Origin of the sequence: Pontibacterium sinense, assembly GCF_015209595.1 — a bacterium.
In the GTDB taxonomy this organism is placed as follows: domain Bacteria; phylum Pseudomonadota; class Gammaproteobacteria; order Pseudomonadales; family Balneatricaceae; genus Pontibacterium; species Pontibacterium sinense.
Map to the genome: position 1 here is coordinate 200,129 of NZ_JADEYS010000001.1, position 19,756 is coordinate 219,884.

The 19,756-nt window shown below is 51.6% G+C and carries 16 protein-coding genes; 5 read left to right on the forward strand and 11 right to left on the reverse strand.

Annotation, left to right across the window (positions count from 1 at the left end; genetic code table 11):
* Positions 1-24: 24 nt before the first annotated feature.
* Both IOQ59_RS00935 and metK read right to left on the reverse strand, forming a co-directional pair.
* Complete coding sequence (locus IOQ59_RS00935) at positions 25-2,151, reverse strand: EAL domain-containing protein (protein ID WP_193951374.1); 2,127 nt, start codon at positions 2,149-2,151, stop codon at positions 25-27.
* 122 nt (positions 2,152-2,273) lie between these two features.
* Positions 2,274-3,464 carry a methionine adenosyltransferase gene (metK, locus tag IOQ59_RS00940; protein WP_193951375.1) on the reverse strand — a complete coding sequence of 397 codons (1,191 nt, stop codon included), beginning with the start codon at positions 3,462-3,464 and terminating at the stop codon, positions 2,274-2,276.
* Positions 3,465-3,770: 306 nt separating this feature from the next.
* Between metK and tkt the strand changes: the two genes are divergently transcribed.
* The 4 genes from tkt to fba all read left to right on the forward strand — a co-directional run bounded on the left by tkt (position 3,771) and on the right by fba (position 9,209).
* On the forward strand, positions 3,771-5,765 hold the full coding sequence (gene tkt / locus IOQ59_RS00945; protein ID WP_193951376.1) for a transketolase: 1,995 nt from the start codon (positions 3,771-3,773) through the stop codon (positions 5,763-5,765).
* A gap of 55 nt (positions 5,766-5,820) precedes the next feature.
* A complete protein-coding gene (locus tag IOQ59_RS00950) occupies positions 5,821-6,840 on the forward strand; it encodes a type I glyceraldehyde-3-phosphate dehydrogenase (protein ID WP_193951377.1) in 1,020 nt (339 codons plus the stop codon).
* A 41-nt stretch (positions 6,841-6,881) separates the two neighbouring features.
* Positions 6,882-8,048 carry a phosphoglycerate kinase gene (locus IOQ59_RS00955; protein ID WP_193951378.1) on the forward strand — a complete coding sequence of 389 codons (1,167 nt, stop codon included), beginning with the start codon at positions 6,882-6,884 and terminating at the stop codon, positions 8,046-8,048.
* A 96-nt stretch (positions 8,049-8,144) separates the two neighbouring features.
* Positions 8,145-9,209 (forward strand): class II fructose-bisphosphate aldolase, encoded by a 1,065-nt coding sequence (fba, locus tag IOQ59_RS00960; protein ID WP_193951379.1) that lies wholly within the window; start codon positions 8,145-8,147, stop codon positions 9,207-9,209.
* Between the two features lie 60 nt (positions 9,210-9,269).
* Here fba and IOQ59_RS00965 read toward each other — a convergent pair whose 3' ends face one another.
* The 6 genes from IOQ59_RS00965 to IOQ59_RS00990 form a co-directional block, all read right to left on the reverse strand.
* The gene (locus IOQ59_RS00965; RefSeq protein ID WP_193951380.1) at positions 9,270-9,437 is read right to left on the reverse strand and encodes a type IV pilin protein; all 168 of its coding nucleotides are present in this window, start codon (positions 9,435-9,437) and stop codon (positions 9,270-9,272) included.
* A gap of 212 nt (positions 9,438-9,649) precedes the next feature.
* Positions 9,650-11,311 (reverse strand): EAL domain-containing protein, encoded by a 1,662-nt coding sequence (locus IOQ59_RS00970; protein ID WP_193951381.1) that lies wholly within the window; start codon positions 11,309-11,311, stop codon positions 9,650-9,652.
* A gap of 293 nt (positions 11,312-11,604) precedes the next feature.
* Positions 11,605-12,432, reverse strand: a complete 828-nt coding sequence (locus IOQ59_RS00975; RefSeq protein ID WP_228050587.1) for an NAD-dependent protein deacetylase — start codon at positions 12,430-12,432, stop codon at positions 11,605-11,607.
* Between the two features lie 32 nt (positions 12,433-12,464).
* Positions 12,465-12,923, reverse strand: coding sequence for a hypothetical protein (locus IOQ59_RS00980; protein ID WP_193951383.1), 459 nt, complete (start codon positions 12,921-12,923; stop codon positions 12,465-12,467).
* A gap of 136 nt (positions 12,924-13,059) precedes the next feature.
* On the reverse strand, positions 13,060-15,237 hold the full coding sequence (locus IOQ59_RS00985; protein ID WP_193951384.1) for a malate synthase G: 2,178 nt from the start codon (positions 15,235-15,237) through the stop codon (positions 13,060-13,062).
* Positions 15,238-15,445: 208 nt separating this feature from the next.
* Positions 15,446-15,856, reverse strand: a complete 411-nt coding sequence (locus IOQ59_RS00990; protein WP_193951385.1) for an acyl-CoA thioesterase — start codon at positions 15,854-15,856, stop codon at positions 15,446-15,448.
* A 137-nt stretch (positions 15,857-15,993) separates the two neighbouring features.
* Between IOQ59_RS00990 and IOQ59_RS00995 the strand changes: the two genes are divergently transcribed.
* Positions 15,994-16,974 (forward strand): alpha/beta hydrolase, encoded by a 981-nt coding sequence (locus IOQ59_RS00995; RefSeq protein WP_193951386.1) that lies wholly within the window; start codon positions 15,994-15,996, stop codon positions 16,972-16,974.
* 65 nt (positions 16,975-17,039) lie between these two features.
* On the opposite strand, the gene serA is transcribed toward IOQ59_RS00995, so the two are convergent.
* The 3 genes from serA to IOQ59_RS01010 form a co-directional block, all read right to left on the reverse strand.
* Complete coding sequence (serA, locus tag IOQ59_RS01000; RefSeq protein ID WP_193951387.1) at positions 17,040-18,272, reverse strand: phosphoglycerate dehydrogenase; 1,233 nt, start codon at positions 18,270-18,272, stop codon at positions 17,040-17,042.
* Positions 18,273-18,508: 236 nt separating this feature from the next.
* A complete protein-coding gene (gene ppnP / locus IOQ59_RS01005) occupies positions 18,509-18,787 on the reverse strand; it encodes a pyrimidine/purine nucleoside phosphorylase (RefSeq protein ID WP_193951388.1) in 279 nt (92 codons plus the stop codon).
* A gap of 54 nt (positions 18,788-18,841) precedes the next feature.
* Positions 18,842-19,711, reverse strand: a complete 870-nt coding sequence (locus tag IOQ59_RS01010; protein WP_193951389.1) for a LysR family transcriptional regulator — start codon at positions 19,709-19,711, stop codon at positions 18,842-18,844.
* Positions 19,712-19,756 lie beyond the last annotated feature (45 nt).

The window sequence follows — 19,756 nt, forward strand, 5'->3', positions numbered from 1 at the left end:
TCTCTCGCAAGTGATCGGACAGGATTAGTCGACTTCGATGACCAGATCCTGTTCCAGTAACTCTTCAAAGGGTTCGGCTTTCAGGGGGCGGCTGAGGAAGAATCCTTGTACCGTATCGCAGCCCTGCTGACGCAGAATACTCAACTGCTCCTGGGTTTCCACGCCTTCCGCGATCACGCTCAGATTCAGGCCATGTGCCATCAGAATGATCGCCTCAACAATTTTCAGATCTTGCTGGCAGGTGTCGAGATCGTCGATAAAGGAACGATCGATTTTGATGTTGTCGATGGCAAGATTTTTGATGCGGCTAAGGGAGGAATAGCCTGTACCAAAGTCATCAATCGAGATGCTGACCCCGGTGGCGCGAATACTGTTGAGCTGATTGCTGATCCGGTCGAGATCATCGATCAATACACCCTCGGTCAGTTCGAGTTCAATATGATCCAGCGAGACATCGTATTTGCCGAAAATGGTTGTCAGGGTTTCGATAAAGTCTGGGCGCAGGAAGCTGATGCCGGATAAGTTAACCGCGATACGCGGCGGTGTCAGCTGACGGTCGAGCCAGTTACGAATCTGTTTTGCGGCGGCTTCCAGTACCCAGGCATCCAAACGAGAAATCAGGCCGCTTTGTTCTGCCAGTGGAATAAACTGTGCCGGTGAGATAAAGCCTTTTTCCGGATGTTCCCAGCGGATCAGGACTTCGGCCGAGATCAGTGCGTTGTCCTTCAGATCAAACAGTGGCTGGAACACCAGATAGAAATGGTCTGCATCCAGTGCTTTCTGCATCTCCTGCCAAAGTTCAATACTGTGATCTGTCTCGTTCAGCGCGCGTGGATCGTAGAACATCAGATCGCGCTCTTGTTTCTTCGCCAGATTGACCGTGGACTCTGCGCGTCCAATCAGCTGGAAATCATAACCGCCATCATCCGGGAATACGCTGATTCCAAGGCGACCCGCCAGCTGAATATGGTTTGCATCCAGCGGAATGGGTTGAGCAATAGTATCGAGCAGGTGGCGACAGATCCCTTCCAGTGATGGGCGATCTTCAATATTGGGCAATAGCAGGCCGAATGTATCTTCCGACAACCGGGCAAGAATATCATCCGCGTGAAGCTGATCATGAACTCGTGAAGCCAGTTCGACCAGTACTTGATCGCGTCTCTCGCTGCCCATTTCGATCGTGATTTCGTGCAGCAGATCGAGGCGGATAACCACAACCGCCAGTTGTTTCTGATCGCGATCATGGCGAGCAATCTCTTTGTTAATCGCTTCGCCCAGTGCCTGACGGTTATGCAGTCGCGTAATGGGGTCAAACGTCTCGAGAAAAACCACTTGCTCCTGAATCTGACGCAGACGTTGGTTTTCTAAGAGATGATCACGAAAAGCCTGTACCGCGCAGGCGATATCTCCAACTTCGTCCCGGCGTCCACAGTCTTCAACTTCATGCAGATCAATCTCACCTTTGGCCAGTGCATTCATCTGTGTGGCAAGTCGGGTGACGGGGGTGCTGATATTACGGGCGATGAGGTAGCTGACAACCAAGGCAATAAACAACACCAGCAAGGTAATGCTCATATACGTATAGGCCCGAGACTGATAAATCGGCTTCAGGTCATCAAGGTATATACCGGATCCCAGAACCAGATTGGTACCGGGAACGCGTTCAGCGTAGCCCAGCTTAGGAACGGCAGGTCCCCCCTCAGGCTTTGGCCAGCGAAATTCCCAGAAAACCGTACCGTTGGCTTTAACCCCCTCGACCATCAGCTGGACAATAAAGGTGCCCGCGTCATCTTGTATCTCCATCTGATTTTTACCTTGCATGTCAGGCAGGATCGGATGAGCGATGCTGGTGCCGGAGATATCGTAGAGATAGAGATATTCATTACCGGAAAAACGGGTGGCGTTGATCAGTTCCTGTAGCTGACGATCAAATTGCTGTTGAGAGACCGTGCCATTTTTCAGGTGCTCATCAAGCGCCATAATCTGGCTGCGCCCGGCCTGTACAACGCTTTGCACACGGGCTTTACGATTGTCGAGAATATCTTGCTGGTTAAAACGATACGCAAGGCTGGCAGTGATCAATGTGCCACAGACTAATATGAGCACCAGCAGGAATAATTTGCGGTGAATCTTGATATCGCTAAGACGCATAGTCAGCCAGAGTAGAATTTGGTTTATTGATTTCTATAGGTTAGCGCGCTAAGTGTCAAATTCTTAAGGATTTTAGACGAAAAAAAAGCACCCGAAGGTGCTTTCTTAAACCGCTGAGCCGGTTATAGACCAGCAGCAGCGCGAAGGTCGTCTGCTTTATCGGTACGTTCCCATGTGAATGCAGTAAAGGTATCGTCACCCACCGTCATTTCGTAAGGATCGCGACCAAAGTGGCCGTAGGCTGCAGTTGCTTTGTACATTGGATGCAGCAGATCCAGCATCTTAGTGATCGCATATGGACGCAGATCAAAGTGCTCGCGCACCAGCTGGATGATCTTGTCGTCAGAGATCTTGCCGGTACCAAACGTATTGATGGACACGGATGTCGGTTCCGCTACACCAATCGCATAGGACACCTGGATTTCGCAACGATCAGCCAGACCTGCGGCAACGATATTCTTCGCCACGTAACGGCCTGCATAGGCTGCAGAGCGGTCTACTTTGGATGGATCTTTACCGGAGAAAGCACCGCCGCCGTGGCGTGCCATTCCACCGTAGGTATCAACGATGATCTTACGACCGGTCAGACCACAGTCACCCACAGGTCCGCCAATAACAAAGTTACCGGTTGGATTGATGTGGAACTGAGTCTCTTTGGTGATCCACTCAGCAGGCAGCGTATGTTTGATGACCAGTTCCATCATCGCTTCACGCAGGTCGCTCAGTTTTACGTCAGGATCGTGCTGCGTGGACAGTACCACGGCATCGATACCCGCTGGCTTGCCGTTTTCGTAACGGAAGGTCAGCTGAGACTTTGCATCTGGACGCAACCACGGCAGCAGGCCTGATTTACGTGCTTCTGCCTGACGCTCGACCAAGCGGTGTGCGTAGCAGATAGGTGCAGGCATCAGTACATCAGTGTCGTTGGATGCATAACCAAACATCAGACCCTGATCACCCGCGCCCTGATCTTCAGGACGGGAGCGGTCAACACCCTGTGCGATATCCACAGACTGTTTGCCGATGATGTTGATCACGCCACAGGTTTCACCGTCATAACCAACGTCAGAGGAGGTGTAACCGATGTCGCAGATCACTTTACGTGCAAGATCTTCCAAATCAATCCACGCGGATGTGCTGATCTCACCAGAGATGATTGCTACACCGGTTTTAACCATCGTTTCGCAGGCAACACGTGCATATTTGTCTTCAGCGATGATCGCATCAAGCACTGCATCAGAGATCTGGTCCGCAATCTTATCCGGATGACCTTCGGACACGGATTCGGAAGTGAATAAGCCGTATTCGCTCATTTCAGCTAAGTATCCTCATCAAATTTGGGGGTAAATCTGAGTTGCTGGGACCTTTATGAGAAGGTGGCAAACTCGATTGAACGGTAATTTGGGGCACATTTTATCCGTCTATCTGAACAATTGCATGATTTACACCACGGTTTTTCATGAATTTTTCATACTTCTATATGAAATTGACTCATTTTTTGCGAAAAGATCGATTTCTTATTTGAAGCGAGTACCTATCTGCGAGAAAATTACGCCTTCAAAAATTTTGGGTCTTATCCTTCCGTAATTTAATGGGTTCAACCCCCAGGAGCAGATTGAATGTCCTCTCGCAGAGAACTGGCCAACGCAATTCGTGCGTTGAGCATGGACGCGGTTCAGAAAGCTAAATCCGGTCACCCGGGTGCCCCAATGGGCATGGCGGATATCGCCGAGGTGCTCTGGAATGATTTTCTGAAACACAACCCGACTAACCCACTGTGGTTTGATCGCGACCGTTTCGTGCTGTCTAACGGCCACGGCTCCATGCTGATTTACTCTCTGCTGCACCTGAGCGGCTATGACGTATCTATCGATGACCTGAAGAACTTCCGTCAGCTGCATGCGAAAACTGCAGGTCATCCTGAGTACGGTTACTGCCCCGGCGTTGAGACAACCACGGGTCCATTGGGTCAGGGCATCAGCAACGCGATTGGTATGGCGGCGGCTGAGAAGATTCTGGCGGCGCAGTTTAACCGTGAAGGTCACGACATCGTTGATCACCACACTTACACCTTCCTGGGCGATGGCTGCATGATGGAAGGCATCTCCCATGAAGCATGTTCACTGGCTGGGACCTTGGGTCTGGGCAAGCTGATCGCGTTCTGGGATGACAATGGCATCTCCATCGACGGTGAAGTGGAAGGTTGGTACACCGACGATAACGTGAAGCGTTTCGAATCTTACGGCTGGCAGGTTATTCCGGGCGTTGATGGTCACGATCCGGATCAGATTCGTGCCGCGATCGAACAGGCAAAAGCCAACACAGAGCAGCCAACGCTGATCTGCTGCAAAACCATCATCGGTTTTGGTTCCCCTAATAAAGAAGGCAAAGAAGATTGCCACGGTGCGCCACTGGGTGACGACGAGATCAAACTGACTCGCGAACGTCTGGGCTGGGAGCACGGTGCGTTCGAAGTGCCGGAAGATATTTATGCGGACTGGAATGCCGCTGAAGCCGGTTCTCACGCTGAAAACGAGTGGAACGAGCGCCTGGCTGCATACAGCAAAGCCTACCCTGAGCTGGCTGCGGACTTGCTGCGTCGTCTGAGCGGCGATCTGCCTGCTGACTTCTCTGAGAAAGCGGATGCTTACATTGCTGATGTGGCTGCGAAAGGTGACACTATCGCATCCCGTAAAGCCTCTCAGAACTCTCTGAATGCTTATGGCCCGATGTTGCCAGAACTGCTGGGTGGCTCTGCTGACCTGGCGGGTTCTAACCTGACGTTGTGGTCTGGTGCGAAAGGCGTTGAGAAAAACGATGCCTCCGGCAACTACCTGTTCTACGGCGTACGTGAATTCGGTATGTCTGCGATGATGAACGGTATTGCACTGCACGGTGGTTTCATCCCGTACGGTGCAACCTTCCTGGTCTTCATGGAGTACGCACGCAACGCTCTGCGTATGGCGGCTCTGATGAAGCAGCGTGCGATCCACGTTTACACTCACGACTCTATCGGTCTGGGTGAAGACGGTCCAACGCACCAGCCGATCGAACAGGTTGCTAACCTGCGTCACACACCAAACATGAGCTGCTGGCGTCCATGTGATGCGGTTGAATCCGCGGTTGCATGGAAAGCGGCACTGGAACGTACCGACGGTCCTTCTGCGCTGGTTTTCTCTCGTCAGAACCTGCCTCACCAGGCGCGTACTGATGCACAGATCTCCGACATCGCTCGCGGTGGTTACATCCTGCGTGATACCGATGGCGAGCCAGAAGCAATTCTGATTGCAACCGGTTCTGAAGTCGGTCTGGCAATGGATGCGGCTGACGTACTGGCCGCTGAAGGCAAGCAGGTACGTGTTGTATCTATGCCTGAAACTAACCTGTTTGATAAACAGGATGCGGCTTACCGTGAGTCCGTACTGCCCGCTGCTGTGACAGCACGTGTGGCGGTTGAGGCTCTGCAGGCTGACTTCTGGTACAAGTATGTTGGCCTGAACGGCAAGATCGTGGGTATGACTACCTTCGGTGAGTCTGCACCGGCGGGTGAGCTGTTTAAACACTTCGGTTTCACCACCGAAAACGTAGCTGAGACTGTTAAGTCTCTGCTCTGATCTGTAAGAAAAAGAGGCAGCTTTCGGGCTGCCTCTGTTGTTTTGAGCCCTTTCGATGACCTATCGCGTCGCTATTAATGGTTACGGCCGTATCGGCCAGTGTGTTTTGCGCGCCATCTATGAGAATGGCTATCGCGATACGCTGGAAGTTGTGGCAATCAATGAGCTGTCTGACATTGATACCGTCACCTATCTGACCCGCTACGATACCACCCATGGACGTTTTCCCGTGGGCGTGGATCATGACGGAAAACACCTGAAGGTGAACGGCGATCAGATTCTGGTCCTGAACGAGGCGGATGCGAATCAGCTACCTTGGGCAGAATTGGATATCGATCTGGTGTTGGAGTGTTCCGGTGCGTTTAAGTCGCGTGATGCGGCTGAAGAACATCTGAACGCAGGCGCAAAGCGCTTGCTGTTTTCACAGCCCGCCACTGATGAAGTGGATTCTACGATTGTTTATGGTCTGAACGAGCAGTTGTTAAAGGCCGAACATACGATTGTCTCCGCTGCGTCCTGCACCACAAACTGTGTTGTGCCGGTGCTGGACCTGCTCGATAAGGCTTTCGGTATCGAAAACGGTGTGACCACAACGATTCATTCAGCGATGAATGACCAGCCGGTCATTGATAGTTACCATCAAACCGATCTGCGTTTGACCCGCAGTGCATTGCACTCGATTATTCCGGTCGATACCGGTTTGAACCGGGGTATTGATCGCTTGTTGCCTAACCTGGCACAACGCTTTGAATGTCTGCACCTGCGTGTACCGACTATTAATGTATCGGTGATGGATCTGTCGCTGAACCTGAAACAGCCCACTGACCGTGATCAGGTCAATGCGATCTTTAAGCTGGCAGCGTACTCCGAGCTGAACGGACTATTGGGCTATACCGAGGAGCCTCATGCTTCGGTAGACTTCAATCGTGATCCACGTTCTGGTGTTGTTGATGGCACCCAGACCCGGGTCTCCGGTGGAACGCTGGTCAAAATGCTGTGCTGGTTTGATAACGAATGGGGCTTTGCTAATCGGATGCTCGATGTGGGTCGACACTGGTTGCAGCTAAAAAGCTAATTTCAATTACTTTTCATTTTAGAAAGAGTTAGGACACGTCAATGAGCGTACTGAAGATGACTGATCTGGATCTGAGCGGCAAACGCGTTCTGATCCGTGAAGACCTCAATGTCCCTGTCAAGGATGGCCAGGTAACCTCTGATGCCCGTATCCGCGCATCTCTGCCAACCATTGAGCTGGCATTGAAAGCGGGTGCAAAAGTGATGGTGATGTCCCACCTGGGCCGTCCAACAGAAGGCGAATACGAAGAGAAATTCTCTTTGGCGCCAGTGGCTGATTACATTTCTAATCTGCTGGAGCGCCCGGTACCGCTGGTAAAAGACTGGCTGGACGGCGGCTTTGAAGTGGCTGAAGGTGAGTTAGTCTTGCTGGAAAACGTCCGCTTTAACGCAGGTGAGAAGAAAAACAACGAAGCGCTGTCAAAACAGATGGCAGAGCTTTGTGATGTCTACGTGATGGATGCGTTTGGTACGGCTCACCGTGCTCAGGCGTCTACGCACGGCGTTGCGCAGTTTGCACCTGTTGCCTGTGCAGGCCCGTTGCTGGCAGGCGAGTTGGAAGCCTTGGCGCAAGCGCTGGAAACACCGGCTCAACCCCTGACTGCGATTGTGGGTGGCTCAAAAGTATCGACCAAACTGACCGTACTGGAGTCTCTGTCTGACAAAGTTGACCAGCTGATTGTTGGTGGCGGTATCGCAAATACGTTCCTGGCCGCTGCAGGTAAGCCAGTGGGTAAGTCTTTGTATGAAGCTGACCTGATTCCACAGGCGAAAGCGCTGATGGAAAAAGTAAACGTACCGGTGCCTACCGATGTGGTTGTGGCTAAAGAGTTTGCTGAAGATGCAGAAGCGGTGATCAAGTCTGCGGACGATGTTGCTGAAGACGACATGATTCTGGATATCGGTCCTGAATCCGCCAAAGTACTGGCTGCGATGCTGAAAGATGCGGGCACTATTATCTGGAACGGCCCTGTAGGCGTGTTCGAGTTTGATCAGTTTGGTGAAGGCACTAAGACTCTGTCGATGGCGATTGCAGACAACAAAGGTTTCTCCATTGCAGGTGGCGGTGATACGCTGGCGGCTGTCGATAAATACGATATCGCTGAGCAGGTGTCCTACATCTCTACCGGTGGTGGTGCTTTCCTCGAGTTCGTGGAAGGTAAAGTCCTGCCGGCAGTGGCAGTATTGGAAGAGCGCGCAGCTCAGTAAATCCGTTGCTCATCCGACAGATGGGGCGTGCAGGTCATGCCCCTGTCAAACACGGATGATATAACAACAGTTATCAGAATTTTTGAGGTTCAAAAAATGGCTTTGATCTCTATGCGTCAGCTGCTGGACCATGCAGCCGAAAATGGCTATGGCATTCCAGCATTCAACGTAAACAACGTAGAACAGATGCGCGCTATCATGGAAGCCGCGGACAAAACCAACTCTCCGGTTATTGTTCAGGCGTCTGCCGGTGCACGTAAATATGCAGGTTCTAACTTCCTGCGTCACATGATTCTGGCTGCGATTGCTGAGTTTCCTCATATTCCTGTTTGTATGCATCAGGATCACGGTACGTCTCCGGCAATCAACCAGCGTTCTATCGCAATGGGTTTCTCCTCTGTGATGATGGACGGTTCTCTGCTGGAAGATGGTAAGACACCGTCTTCTTACGAGTACAACGTTGAAGTGACCCGTCGCACTGTTGAAATGGCACATGCATGTGGTGTTTCTGTAGAAGGCGAGCTGGGTGTACTGGGCTCTCTGGAAACCGGACAGGCGGGCGAAGAAGATGGCGTGGGTGCTGAAGGTATCCTGTCTGAAGATCAGCTGCTGACCGATCCAAACGAAGCAGCAGACTTTGTGAAGTCTACCGGTGTTGATGCGCTGGCGATTGCTTGCGGTACGTCTCACGGCGCTTACAAGTTCACCCGTCCACCAACCGGTGACATTCTGGCGATCAACCGCATCAAAGAGATCCATGAGCGTATCCCTGATACGCATCTGGTCATGCACGGTTCCTCTTCCGTTCCTCAGGAGTGGTTGGCAGTGATCAACGAATTTGGCGGTGAGATCCCTGAAACGTACGGTGTGCCAGTTGAGCAGATCGTTGAAGGTATCAAGCACGGTGTACGTAAGGTCAACATTGATACTGACCTGCGTCTGGCATCAACTGGTGCCGTTCGTCGCTTCATGGCAGAAAACCCAGCCGAATTTGATCCACGTAAATACCTGAAGAAAACGATCGATGCGATGAGCGAGATCTGTATCGCACGTTATGAAGCGTTTGGTACTGCAGGTAATGCGTCCAAGATCACCCCGATCTCTCTGGAGAACATGGCTTCTCGTTACGAGAGCGGTGAGATGGATCCTAAAGTAGTCTGATCCCAGCGATCAAATTTAAAAGGGCGATTTCTTTGCAGATTTCGCCCTTTTTTGTGTCCGTCAGTTACGCGGCTCCTTCTGCTTGATTTTAGAATACTCAGCGTCACGCTGGAGATCTTTACCGATAGATACCGCCCCCAGAATGAAGCCGATAATCACCAGTACGATGGACATTTCTACCAGCGTAAAACCTTGCTGGTGCATGCGGTTCATTCTTGAATCCGTCATCTGTATCTCTCTCATTAGCTAGATCGTCTACATGGATAATCCGACGATCAGTTATCTGGGCGCACTGTTCCCATAAGCGGAAGTGGCGTCGGAGTCATGAGTTGTAAGGATTACCTTACCAATGAGAGAGGGGGAGCCGTTTGACGTTGCGTCTCGAATTATTGGCAATACGTCTCAGAGTCGAGATGAGGAGGTCGTACGAAACTGGGGACTTAAATGGGGAGAAGAAGGTTTTCTTCAAGCGGATCGTGCGCGTGTTGGTGGTTGTACCCGTCGCTGACGGTGTGGTTGAAGTCAGGCGCAGACATTGGATATCCGTGTAGCCAACCTTGTTGTAGATGGAACCCCATCTGGCGCAGCATGTCGGCTTGTTCTTGCTTTTCTACCCCTTCGGCAATGGCGCTCATGCCGAGTTTCTGAGTCAGCTCGAAGATCGTACTCAGCACGTCAGCATTGATCGAATCGGTACCGAGTGCAGCCACAAAGCTGCGATCAGCTTTTAATATATCGATGGGAAGAGTACTCAGATAGGTGAGACCACAATAGCCGGTACCAAAGTCGTCCATAGCGATTTTGATCCCGGCGCCCTGAAACTGATGCAAGGCATTCTGAATCTGCTCTGAGCCATGTTCGACCACTTGATGTTCGGTGATCTCTACAACCATGCCGGGTAAGAACGTTGCCCGTTCGATGATTGCGCTGACAACCGAGTTATCCAGCATATGGGCAGCACAGATATTGATGCTGACTTTAAAGCGGGGATGTTTTCGCAGCGTCGGTGTCAGTTCGCGGATGGCCTGATCAATCTGACGCAGTGTCATCTCTTTAATAAGCCCTGATTGTTCGGCCAGAGGAATAAAGGTCATAGGAGGCAACACGCCTTTGAACGGATGACGCCAGCGCATCAACACTTCACAGCCCACAATGTGATGGGTTTTTGAGCAGACCAGCGGTTGGTAGAGGTTGAAGAACTCGTTCCTTTGGGTGGCTGATTTGAGTTGTCGGATGGGGTCGGAAAGTCGGCGTTGAATACGATAGCTGACTAAAAGGATGAGTACAAAGGCGCCACAGGCGGTGCTGATCCAGGATGTGTTAAAACCGAAAACCCCAAGGTAGAGACTGTCCAGATCCTGACTGATAATGACGCTGAGCTGGGGTTGAGTCAGCAGAGGCTGGATGAATGTGTAGTGTTCACGGTTATTGTCCATGCGGCCTTCATAGCCGATGGCAATATTCACCGGGAAGAGATTCTCCGGGGTGCCCACCGGCAGGGCATATCGGCCGTTCAGTACGATGGGAACACCGCTGTCACTGTCGATAATAGACATGTATCCGAGAGGGTCGTGGAAAAACTTCACCTGATTTCTAAGCCAGGCTTTGCGGATAATCGCCTGTATCTTTCCGCCTTGGGGATGGTCTCTGAATAGTTGAAATCCGGGGCCGGGATGGTCGTCAATTAAGAGAGGGCCAGAGAAGTTCAGACCTTTGTGCTTGTTTGGTGTATGGATTTCGAGTGGTGGATCATAGTATTGCCAACTGTTGCAGTTCACGTTGCCCTGAGCATCGGTATAACGTAACTCAGCAATCTGAGGCAGGGTCATCAGCTGTTCATTAGCAAAACGAAAGAGTTGCGGGGAGCAGTTGAGCGGTTGTTGTGCGCTGTCGATGAGGGCAAAGTTGACGTCGGTGAAGCTCTGATCGAGATGTTCGCTCAGGGTAACCGCTTTTTGTGCAAGTTCAGTTCGCTTGAGTGCTTTGCGGTTTTCCAGATCATAGGTGTAAAGCGCAGCGGTGACCGCGGCGGTGATCACAAAGCTGATAAGTGCAGGTACCAACAGTAGTTTAAGCGTTCCTTTGTGATCCGAGCCTGCCATACACTCTCCCTAGTATGTATTGGTCAGAAGGGCCGTTCGTCTCCGGTTGTTCGTACTTCGGAAAACGATCAGTCACTAGGGTAGTTGAGAATTACTGATTTTGTACAGTTCTTGAGCAGTTTTAGCCTGTGAATTTCTGTGAGATAGGCAAATAGATCAATAAATACCTACGGCTTGTCAGTTATCTCTCGAATGGCTTATGTCTGAGGCGTAGGGTTTGAATACAAAAATCTTTCATGTGGCCAGCATGTTGTTCCTTCTGAACAAGGGAACAGTAGAGGAGCCTAATCGATCTATAACAGGTCGAGGCAGGCGTCTAGCGTGGAAGTAATGGGCTGATCCAGCTTCAGACTCAGCAGGTCGTCCGCCCGGGTTTTCCCCCGGTTGAGGGTGCAGATAGGGATATCCCATTCATATGCCCGGCGGCAAAAACGAAAACCGGAATAGACCATTAACGAAGAGCCGATGACGAGTAAGGCATCGGATTGCTGCAGTTTGTCCAGCGCAGTATGTACGCGGGTTTTAGGCACGTTATCCCCAAAGAAGACAACATCCGGTTTGAGAATCCCGCCGCAGTGCTGGCAGTCAGGCACCCGAAACAAACTGAACTCCACGCCTTCCAGATCGGCATCGCCGTCGGGCGCTGTGGTCGCCGTATAATGAGCAAATGAGGGGTTGTGACTGGCAGATTGCTGGTGGATTTCGGTACGTGGGTAGAGTTGATCGCACTGCATGCAGCGAACCTGATCAGACCGACCGTGCAGGTCGATTACCTGCTGGCTGCCGGCATGTTGATGTAAGCGATCAACATTCTGGGTAACGATCTGGTTGATGTGACCGAGCTGCTCGAGTTTAACCAGTGCATGATGTGCAGAGCCGGGTTGTGCATCACGAATCACCGGCCAGCCGATCAGACTGCGAGCCCAGTAACGCTGACGTACATGTAGATTGTCCATGAAGTCTTTATGCTGTACCGGTTGTTTCCGCTTCCAGTTACCGTCCTTATCCCGGTAATCGGGGATGCCCGAATCGGTACTGATTCCCGCGCCAGTCAGGATGAAAAGACGCGGATGGTCTTGAATAAAGCGGGCCAGTTCTGCACTGCTGGGTTCAATCGTCATAGAGGTCATCATATAAGGTTGTGGCGATGCTGTCAGGATTGCCTGTCATGAATATCGAACAGTTGCAGGCTGCGAAGGGGGTGGAACAACAGCAGATATGCATCATCATCCGTTATGTCGGCTGACTGCCACTCAAGGCCATGCAGCGATTCGGGTAGCTGAATGTCATGTGTGTTGAATAACTGACAGAGTTGTTCCAGCGCCGGAAGGGTGCTGATGTTGTCCAGTTCTACCTGATGACGCAGTTCTCGCCACTGACAGTCGTTGATATTGATGAGCAGGAGTTCTTCGGTGATTGAGGCGGTGATCTCAAAGCGGCCGGGTTGTTCTGCCAGCCGCGAACGGTTAGCGCACCAAATGCTGGCGGCATTACTATAGATGCCACAGTGATACAGATGGGTGCCTTGAGGAAGGTGATGAAACTGTTCCTTCTCGGTGGCTTCATTCAGTATGTGTAATAACTCTGAAAGGCTTTTTGGTGTGCTGAGCATAGTCGCTTTAATACGCTGGATATACTCTCAAGCATAGCTCAGCCGGATAGGTGAGTTAGATTGCGGTACTGTTAGAAGGAATATAGAAGGCATAAAAAAACCGCGCCGGAGCGCGGTTTTTCTGATGACCGAAAGCTTATGCGCCAAATTTGGCTTTAGCTTCCAGGCGACGACGGTGCAGAACCGGCTCGGTATAACCGTTTGGCTGCGCGCAACCTTCAAACACCAGCTCGCACGCTGCTGCGAACGCAATGCTGTTATCAAAGTCTGCTGCCATAGCGCGATACAGAGGGTCGTTTTCGTTCTGGCGATCAACGACGGCTGCCATGCGCTTCATGGTTTCCATCACCTGCTCTTCAGAACAGATACCGTGATGCAACCAGTTAGCAATGTGCTGGCTGGAGATGCGTAGTGTTGCACGGTCTTCCATCAGGCCCACATCGTTGATATCAGGCACTTTGGAACAACCGACACCGGAGTCAACCCAGCGTACAACGTAACCCAGGATACCCTGAGCGTTGTTGTCCAGCTCGTTCTGAATCTCTTCAGCAGACCAGCTTGGGTTTGGCTCAACCGGAACGGTCAGAATTGCATCCAGATCCGCACGACCGCGAGACTTGATCTCTTCCTGACGCGCGAAAACGTCTACCTTGTGGTAGTGCAACGCGTGCAGGGTAGCTGCCGTTGGAGATGGAACCCATGCGGTATTTGCACCGGACATTGGGTGACCGATCTTCGCTTCCAGCATGTTAGCCATCTGATCTGGGATTGGCCACATGCCTTTACCGATCTGTGCGCGACCGCTCAGACCGCATGCCAGACCGTTGTCCACGTTCCAGTTTTCGTAAGCGCCGATCCATGCAGAGGCTTTCATGTCGCCTTTGCGGATCATCGGGCCTGCTTCCATGGAGGTGTGGATCTCGTCACCGGTACGGTCAAGGAAACCTGTGTTGATGAATACCACACGCTCTTTCGCTGCGCGAATACACTCTTTCAGGTTTACGGTTGTACGGCGTTCTTCGTCCATGATGCCCATTTTCAGGGTGAACGGAGACAGACCCAGTGCGCTTTCTACACGGCCGAACAGTTCGTTCGCAAACGCCACTTCTTCAGGACCGTGCATTTTCGGTTTAACGATGTACACGGAACCGGTTGTGGTGTTGCTGTACTTACCGTTGCCTTTGATATCGTGGACAGAGATCAGCGTCGTAACCATCGCATCCATGATGCCTTCAGGTACTTCGTTGCCGTCTTTGTCGATGATCGCGCCATTGGTCATCAGGTGACCCACGTTACGTACGAACATCAGGCTGCGGCCTTTCAGGTTCACATCAGAACCGTCTAAACCGGTGAAGGTGCGATCAGCGTTGACCGTACGTGTAAAGGTTTTGCCACCTTTGGAGACTTCTTCGCTCAGAGTGCCTTTCATCAGGCCTAACCAGTTACGGTAAGCCAGAATCTTATCAGCGGCATCGACTGCTGCGACAGAGTCTTCACAATCCATGATCGTGGTCAGCGCAGATTCCATCTGGATATCTTTCACGCCAGCCGCATCATCTTTACCGATCAGGCTGTCACGGTCGATCTGCAGTTCGAAATGCAGACCGTTGTTGACGAACAGGATCGACTCAGGTGCTGCTTCGTTGCCGGTGTAACCGACCAGCTGCGCGGCATCTGCCAGTGTTGTTTCGCTACCATCGCGCATCGCAACAACCAACGCGCCTGCATTGATGCTGTAACCGGCGGAATCCTTGTGGGAACCGGTTGCCAGCGGAGCGGCTTCATTCAGGAAGTTACGTGCGAATTCGATAACTTTGGCACCACGGGCTGGATTGTAACCGCCGGTTTTTTCTGCGCCGCCTTCTTCGGAGACTGCATCAGTGCCATACAGGGCATCGTAAAGGCTGCCCCAACGTGCGTTCGCAGCATTCAGTGCGAAGCGTGCATTCATGACTGGAACAACCAGCTGCGGACCGGCCATGGTAGCCATTTCCGGGTCGACATTGCTGGTTTCAGCGCTGAAGTCTTCGCCTTCTGGCAGCAGGTAGTTAATGTCGGTCAGGAACGCTTTGTAAGCGTCCAGATCGAATGCCTGGCCCTGGCGTTCCTTGTGCCAGCTGTCAATCTGCGCCTGAATCGCGTCACGTTTTGCCAGCAATTCGCGGTTGCGCGGTGCCAGCTCGTGCACGATAGCGTCAAATGCAGCCCAGTACTGATCGGCTTCTACACCGGTCTGTGGCAACGCTTCGTTATTGATGAAGTTGTATAGATCCTCAGCAACCTGCAGGCCGCCGGTCTGTACCCTTTGACTCATAATTTATTGCCCCAGTTGTAAATGTATCAGTTCCGGAGCGAGGCAGCCGAGAACTGTATTATGTGTATATATTTTGCTCAGTGAGCATTGTGCATTGCAACAGTAGCGAAAAAACGGCGATCTGTCGCCCCTTTCCAGCCTAAAGTATGAGAAAGATTCACTCATAGTCGCAGTTGGCTGGAGGCCTAGTGCTGGCGGGGCTGTTAGCTTAGTCCAGATGCATACGGATGTTATCCGGCAGCGGCACAGAGCGGCCGGTTGTATGATCCATCCAGACGACCTTGGAATAGCCTTCGCTGACCGGTGTTTCCAGATCATTCTCGGAAAACAGACGGTAGTAGGTCATAAAGCTGGAGCGGCCGGGATCGGCTACATAGCAATCAATTCGCAGCGTGTCAGGGTAAGTCACCGGTTTCAGGAAGGTGCAGCCGACATTAATGACCACCGGGTCTACGCCATTGCCATCCATTGCAGCCCCCAGCTCCGCTAATAATTGGACGCGGGCCTCTTCCAGGTAGCGCATATACAGCGCATTGTTTACATGTCCGTAGGCGTCCATATCGCCCCAACGAACCGGAATAGAGCAAGTGTAGATTTTCTTACCATGAATCTCTGACATGGATCTGATTTCCTTAAGGTTAAGTATACGAAACGGTGCGGTCACGCTTAAAAATACGTGTTTTTCCTAATGCTGAAAAGATGCCTGGGAATCGCTGAGCTAGACTTAACGGATGTGGTGCAAGTCAGGGAATTATTATGACGTTCAGCAGGGATCAATTAATCGGCCAGTTACCACGGTGGCAGTCAGCGACAGATATTGGCCAACCCGATGACGTGTTAAAGGCCTATCTCTGCCAATATCAATTGGCGGAGATCGCGGCATGTCATCATTATCAGATCGGTCTGATGGAGATGCCTGAGCTGCCATTTGCTGTGCAGCGCTTTACGCCAAAAGAGGGGGGCCGGGCCACAGTGGTTGTATCACACGGATATATGGATCACATGGGCTTATATGGGCATCTGATCGAGCATCTTCTGAATCTGAACGTTGAAGTGTATCTCTATGATTTGGCGGGACATGGCCTGTCTGGCGGTGAACCTCTGGCGGTGGACAACTTTGATGTGTATGCCCGCCAGTTGCAGAAAGTACTGACGCATATAGAGGTCACGGAGCACCCTTTGTTGCTTATTGGGCAGAGTACAGGAGCGGCTGTGATCGGTGCACATGAATGGTTGATAGGGGAAGGCCAAGTGCCTCCCGTTCGGCAGCGCATCTTACTGGCTCCCTTGGTCAGACCCGCGTTATGGCGTGCAATCCGACGCCAGTTCCATCTGGTGAAACACTTTCTGAAACAGGTGCCTCGCCGATATACGGCAAATTCACACGATGCGGCGTTTATGCGCTTCCTGCGCCAGAGTGACCCGATGCAACATGGGGATATTCCGTTAAGCTGGATCGCGGCCATGCAGAGCTGGGCTGACTACATAGAATCCGCTGAACCACATGCTAGCGCGGTGACTTGTATCCAGGGGATGGCGGACAGCACGGTTGATTGGCATCACAATCTACGGGTGTTACATCGGGTCTATCCCGAGATGAAGGTCGAGTTGATTGAGGGCGCGCGTCACCATCTGGTGAATGAATCAGACACCTATCGGCGACTGGTATTTCAGCGTATCTCCGAGGTGATCAATACGGTCTGTCCAGACGTCAACGTCACCGAAAAAGCGGTGTGAATAGCGGCGTGGCAGGCCAATAAAAAAGGCAGCCCTGAGGCTGCCTTTTTCAGGATCAAGCTAAATCAGAACAGACGACGTACGCGGATGGTACCTTCAACCTGTTTGATCTTATCAACAGCGATCTGAGAAGACTCAGCTTCAACGTCGATAACAACATAACCCACCTTGTCATTGGTCTGCAGGTACTGACCAGAGATGTTGATGTTGTTTTCGGAGAAGATGGTGTTGATAGCAGTCAGTACACCTGGCACGTTGTTGTGGATGTGCAGCAGACGGTGAACATTCGGATGCTCTGGCAGTGCCACTTCCGGGAAGTTTACGGAAGTAATAGAGGTACCGTTATCACTGTACTTAGCCAGTTTCTCAGCCACTTCGTAACCGATGTTTTCCTGAGCTTCCATGGTGGAGCCGCCCACGTGTGGGGTCAGGATTACATTGTCGAATTCGCGCAGAGGAGAGATAAACTCATCCTTGTTAGTGCGAGGTTCAACCGGGAATACGTCAACCGCTGCACCCAACAGGCGACCTTCTGCCAATACGCCACACAGCGCGTCGATATCAACGACAGTACCGCGTGCTGCGTTCAGGAAGACAGAACCTTCCTTCATCTGAGAAAACTCAGTTTTGCCCATCAGGTCTTTAGTCGCGCCAGTCTCAGGAACGTGCAGGGAGATGACATCACACATACCCAGCAGCTCTTTCATGGACGCGATCTGAGTAGCGTTACCCAAAGGCAACTTCGTCACTACGTCGTAGAAATAGACTTCCATGCCCAGAGATTCAGCGAGTACGCTCAGCTGGGAACCGATGCTACCGTAACCTACGATACCCAGCTTTTTGCCACGGATTTCGTAAGAGTTCACTGCAGATTTCTGCCACTCACCACGGTGTGCTTTAGCGTTCTTCTCAGCTACGCCACGCAGCAGGATGATCGCTTCCGCCAATACCAGTTCCGCTACGGAACGGGTGTTGGAGTATGGTGCGTTAAAGACAGCGACACCACGCTGAGTTGCTGCAGTCAGGTTCACCTGGTTGGTGCCGATGCAGAAACAGCCAACGGCAACCAGCTTTTCAGCGGCGTCGAAGACTTTATCAGTCAGCTGACTGCGTGAACGGATACCGATAAAGTGAACGTCTTTCACCTTTTCGATCAGTTCTGCTTCAGGCAGTGCGCCTTTCACGTATTCAATGTTGCTGTAGCCGTGTGCGTTGAGGGTATCAACCGCAGATTGGTGCACGCCTTCCAGCAGCAGAATTTTAATCTTGCTCTTTTCAAGAGAAGTAGTTGGGCTCATCTTCTGCTAACTCTCGTATGGGGCGGAATATTCCGCCGGGGTCAATCGGCCTAAAATCAAGGGCGATATATTAGCACAGGGCCACATGAAAAGGACGCGGCTTGACGGGAGTTTGCTGGAAAAATATTCAAGATGAAGTGAGGCAGGGTACAGCAGATCGAATCGTAGCAGGCGGGATAGGACAGGGGGGTAACCCCCTGTCGACGGCTAAAGACACCGTAATAGCATGGCTTAGATCAGCCGTAGAAGCACAGGTACGCAGTAGGCTGTTCGATTTTGACCTGGAAACTCTGGTTGGCTGCAACCTTGAATTCGGTACCGCTTGGGTACGCGTTGAACTCTTCTTCGCCTGGCAACTTAACAATCAGTTCACCGGAAACGACTTTCATCAGCTCATTTTCGCTGGTGCCAAATTCGTACTCACCCGGTGCCATTACCCCTGCAGTGACACGGCCTTCGCTGTTTTCGAAGCCAATGGATTTTACGTTACCGTCGAAATATTCGTTTACGTTCATATTTTACGTCCTCTAAATAGCTGCGCAGCATAATAGAGGGTCCGTTGCAGGCTGTCAGCTGTGTTCCAGCAGAAAGTCGACAAAGGCTTGATTTGCCCGCGAGAGATAACCATCGCGACGCCAGGCGATAGAGAGGTCCAGCCAGACCGGTTCTTCAAAGGGTAGCCCGATCAGGTCGGGATCTTCCTCAATCACCATGCCCAACAACGTGCTGATACCGAAGCCTTGATTGACGATCGCTTTAATGAGGGGGATCAGGTTGGTTTCAAAGCTAATATTGGGTGTGCACTCGGTTCTGGCCGCCAAACGGTCAACAACCTTGCGGTGAAAATAGCCCTCTTTAAACATCACCAGCTCTTCACGGAAGAAGTCGTCGTAACTGACAGCGGCTTGTTGAGCCAGAGGGTGGTCTTTCGCCACGGTGACAAGCATTTGTTCACGCAGAAAGGTGCGTGCATGTAGCTCCTGCGGTAGAACATCGGCCACGATGATCGCCAGATCAAGCTCGCTTCGCTCCAGCATCTGTTGAAGCTGCCAGGTACCGCCTTCAATCACTGACAGATCCAGCTCAGGATAGCGGTGACGGAAGGCCATCAGAATGGGGGGGAAATAATAGGACCCCAACATGCTGGGAATGCCGACCCGCACTTCGCCTTTAGTGAGGCCTTTGAGTTCTTCCATCTCCAGGCGGGCATCATCAATGGCGCGCAGAATACGACGACTGTGCAGGAGTAATTTTTTGCCTTCGTCGGTGAGGCTTATCTGACGTTCATGACGGTGAAACAGTGTGAGATCCAGCTCGGCTTCCAGTTTTTTAATAGCCATGCTGATGGCAGGCTGTGCCACGTGTAGCTGTTCAGCCGCTTTGGTAAAGCTGCTGGCCTCGGCGATAGCCTGAAAGTAACGTAGGGGCTTAATATCCATGGTGATCAATAAATCTTATGTAAGTGATCAATAGTATATATTTTA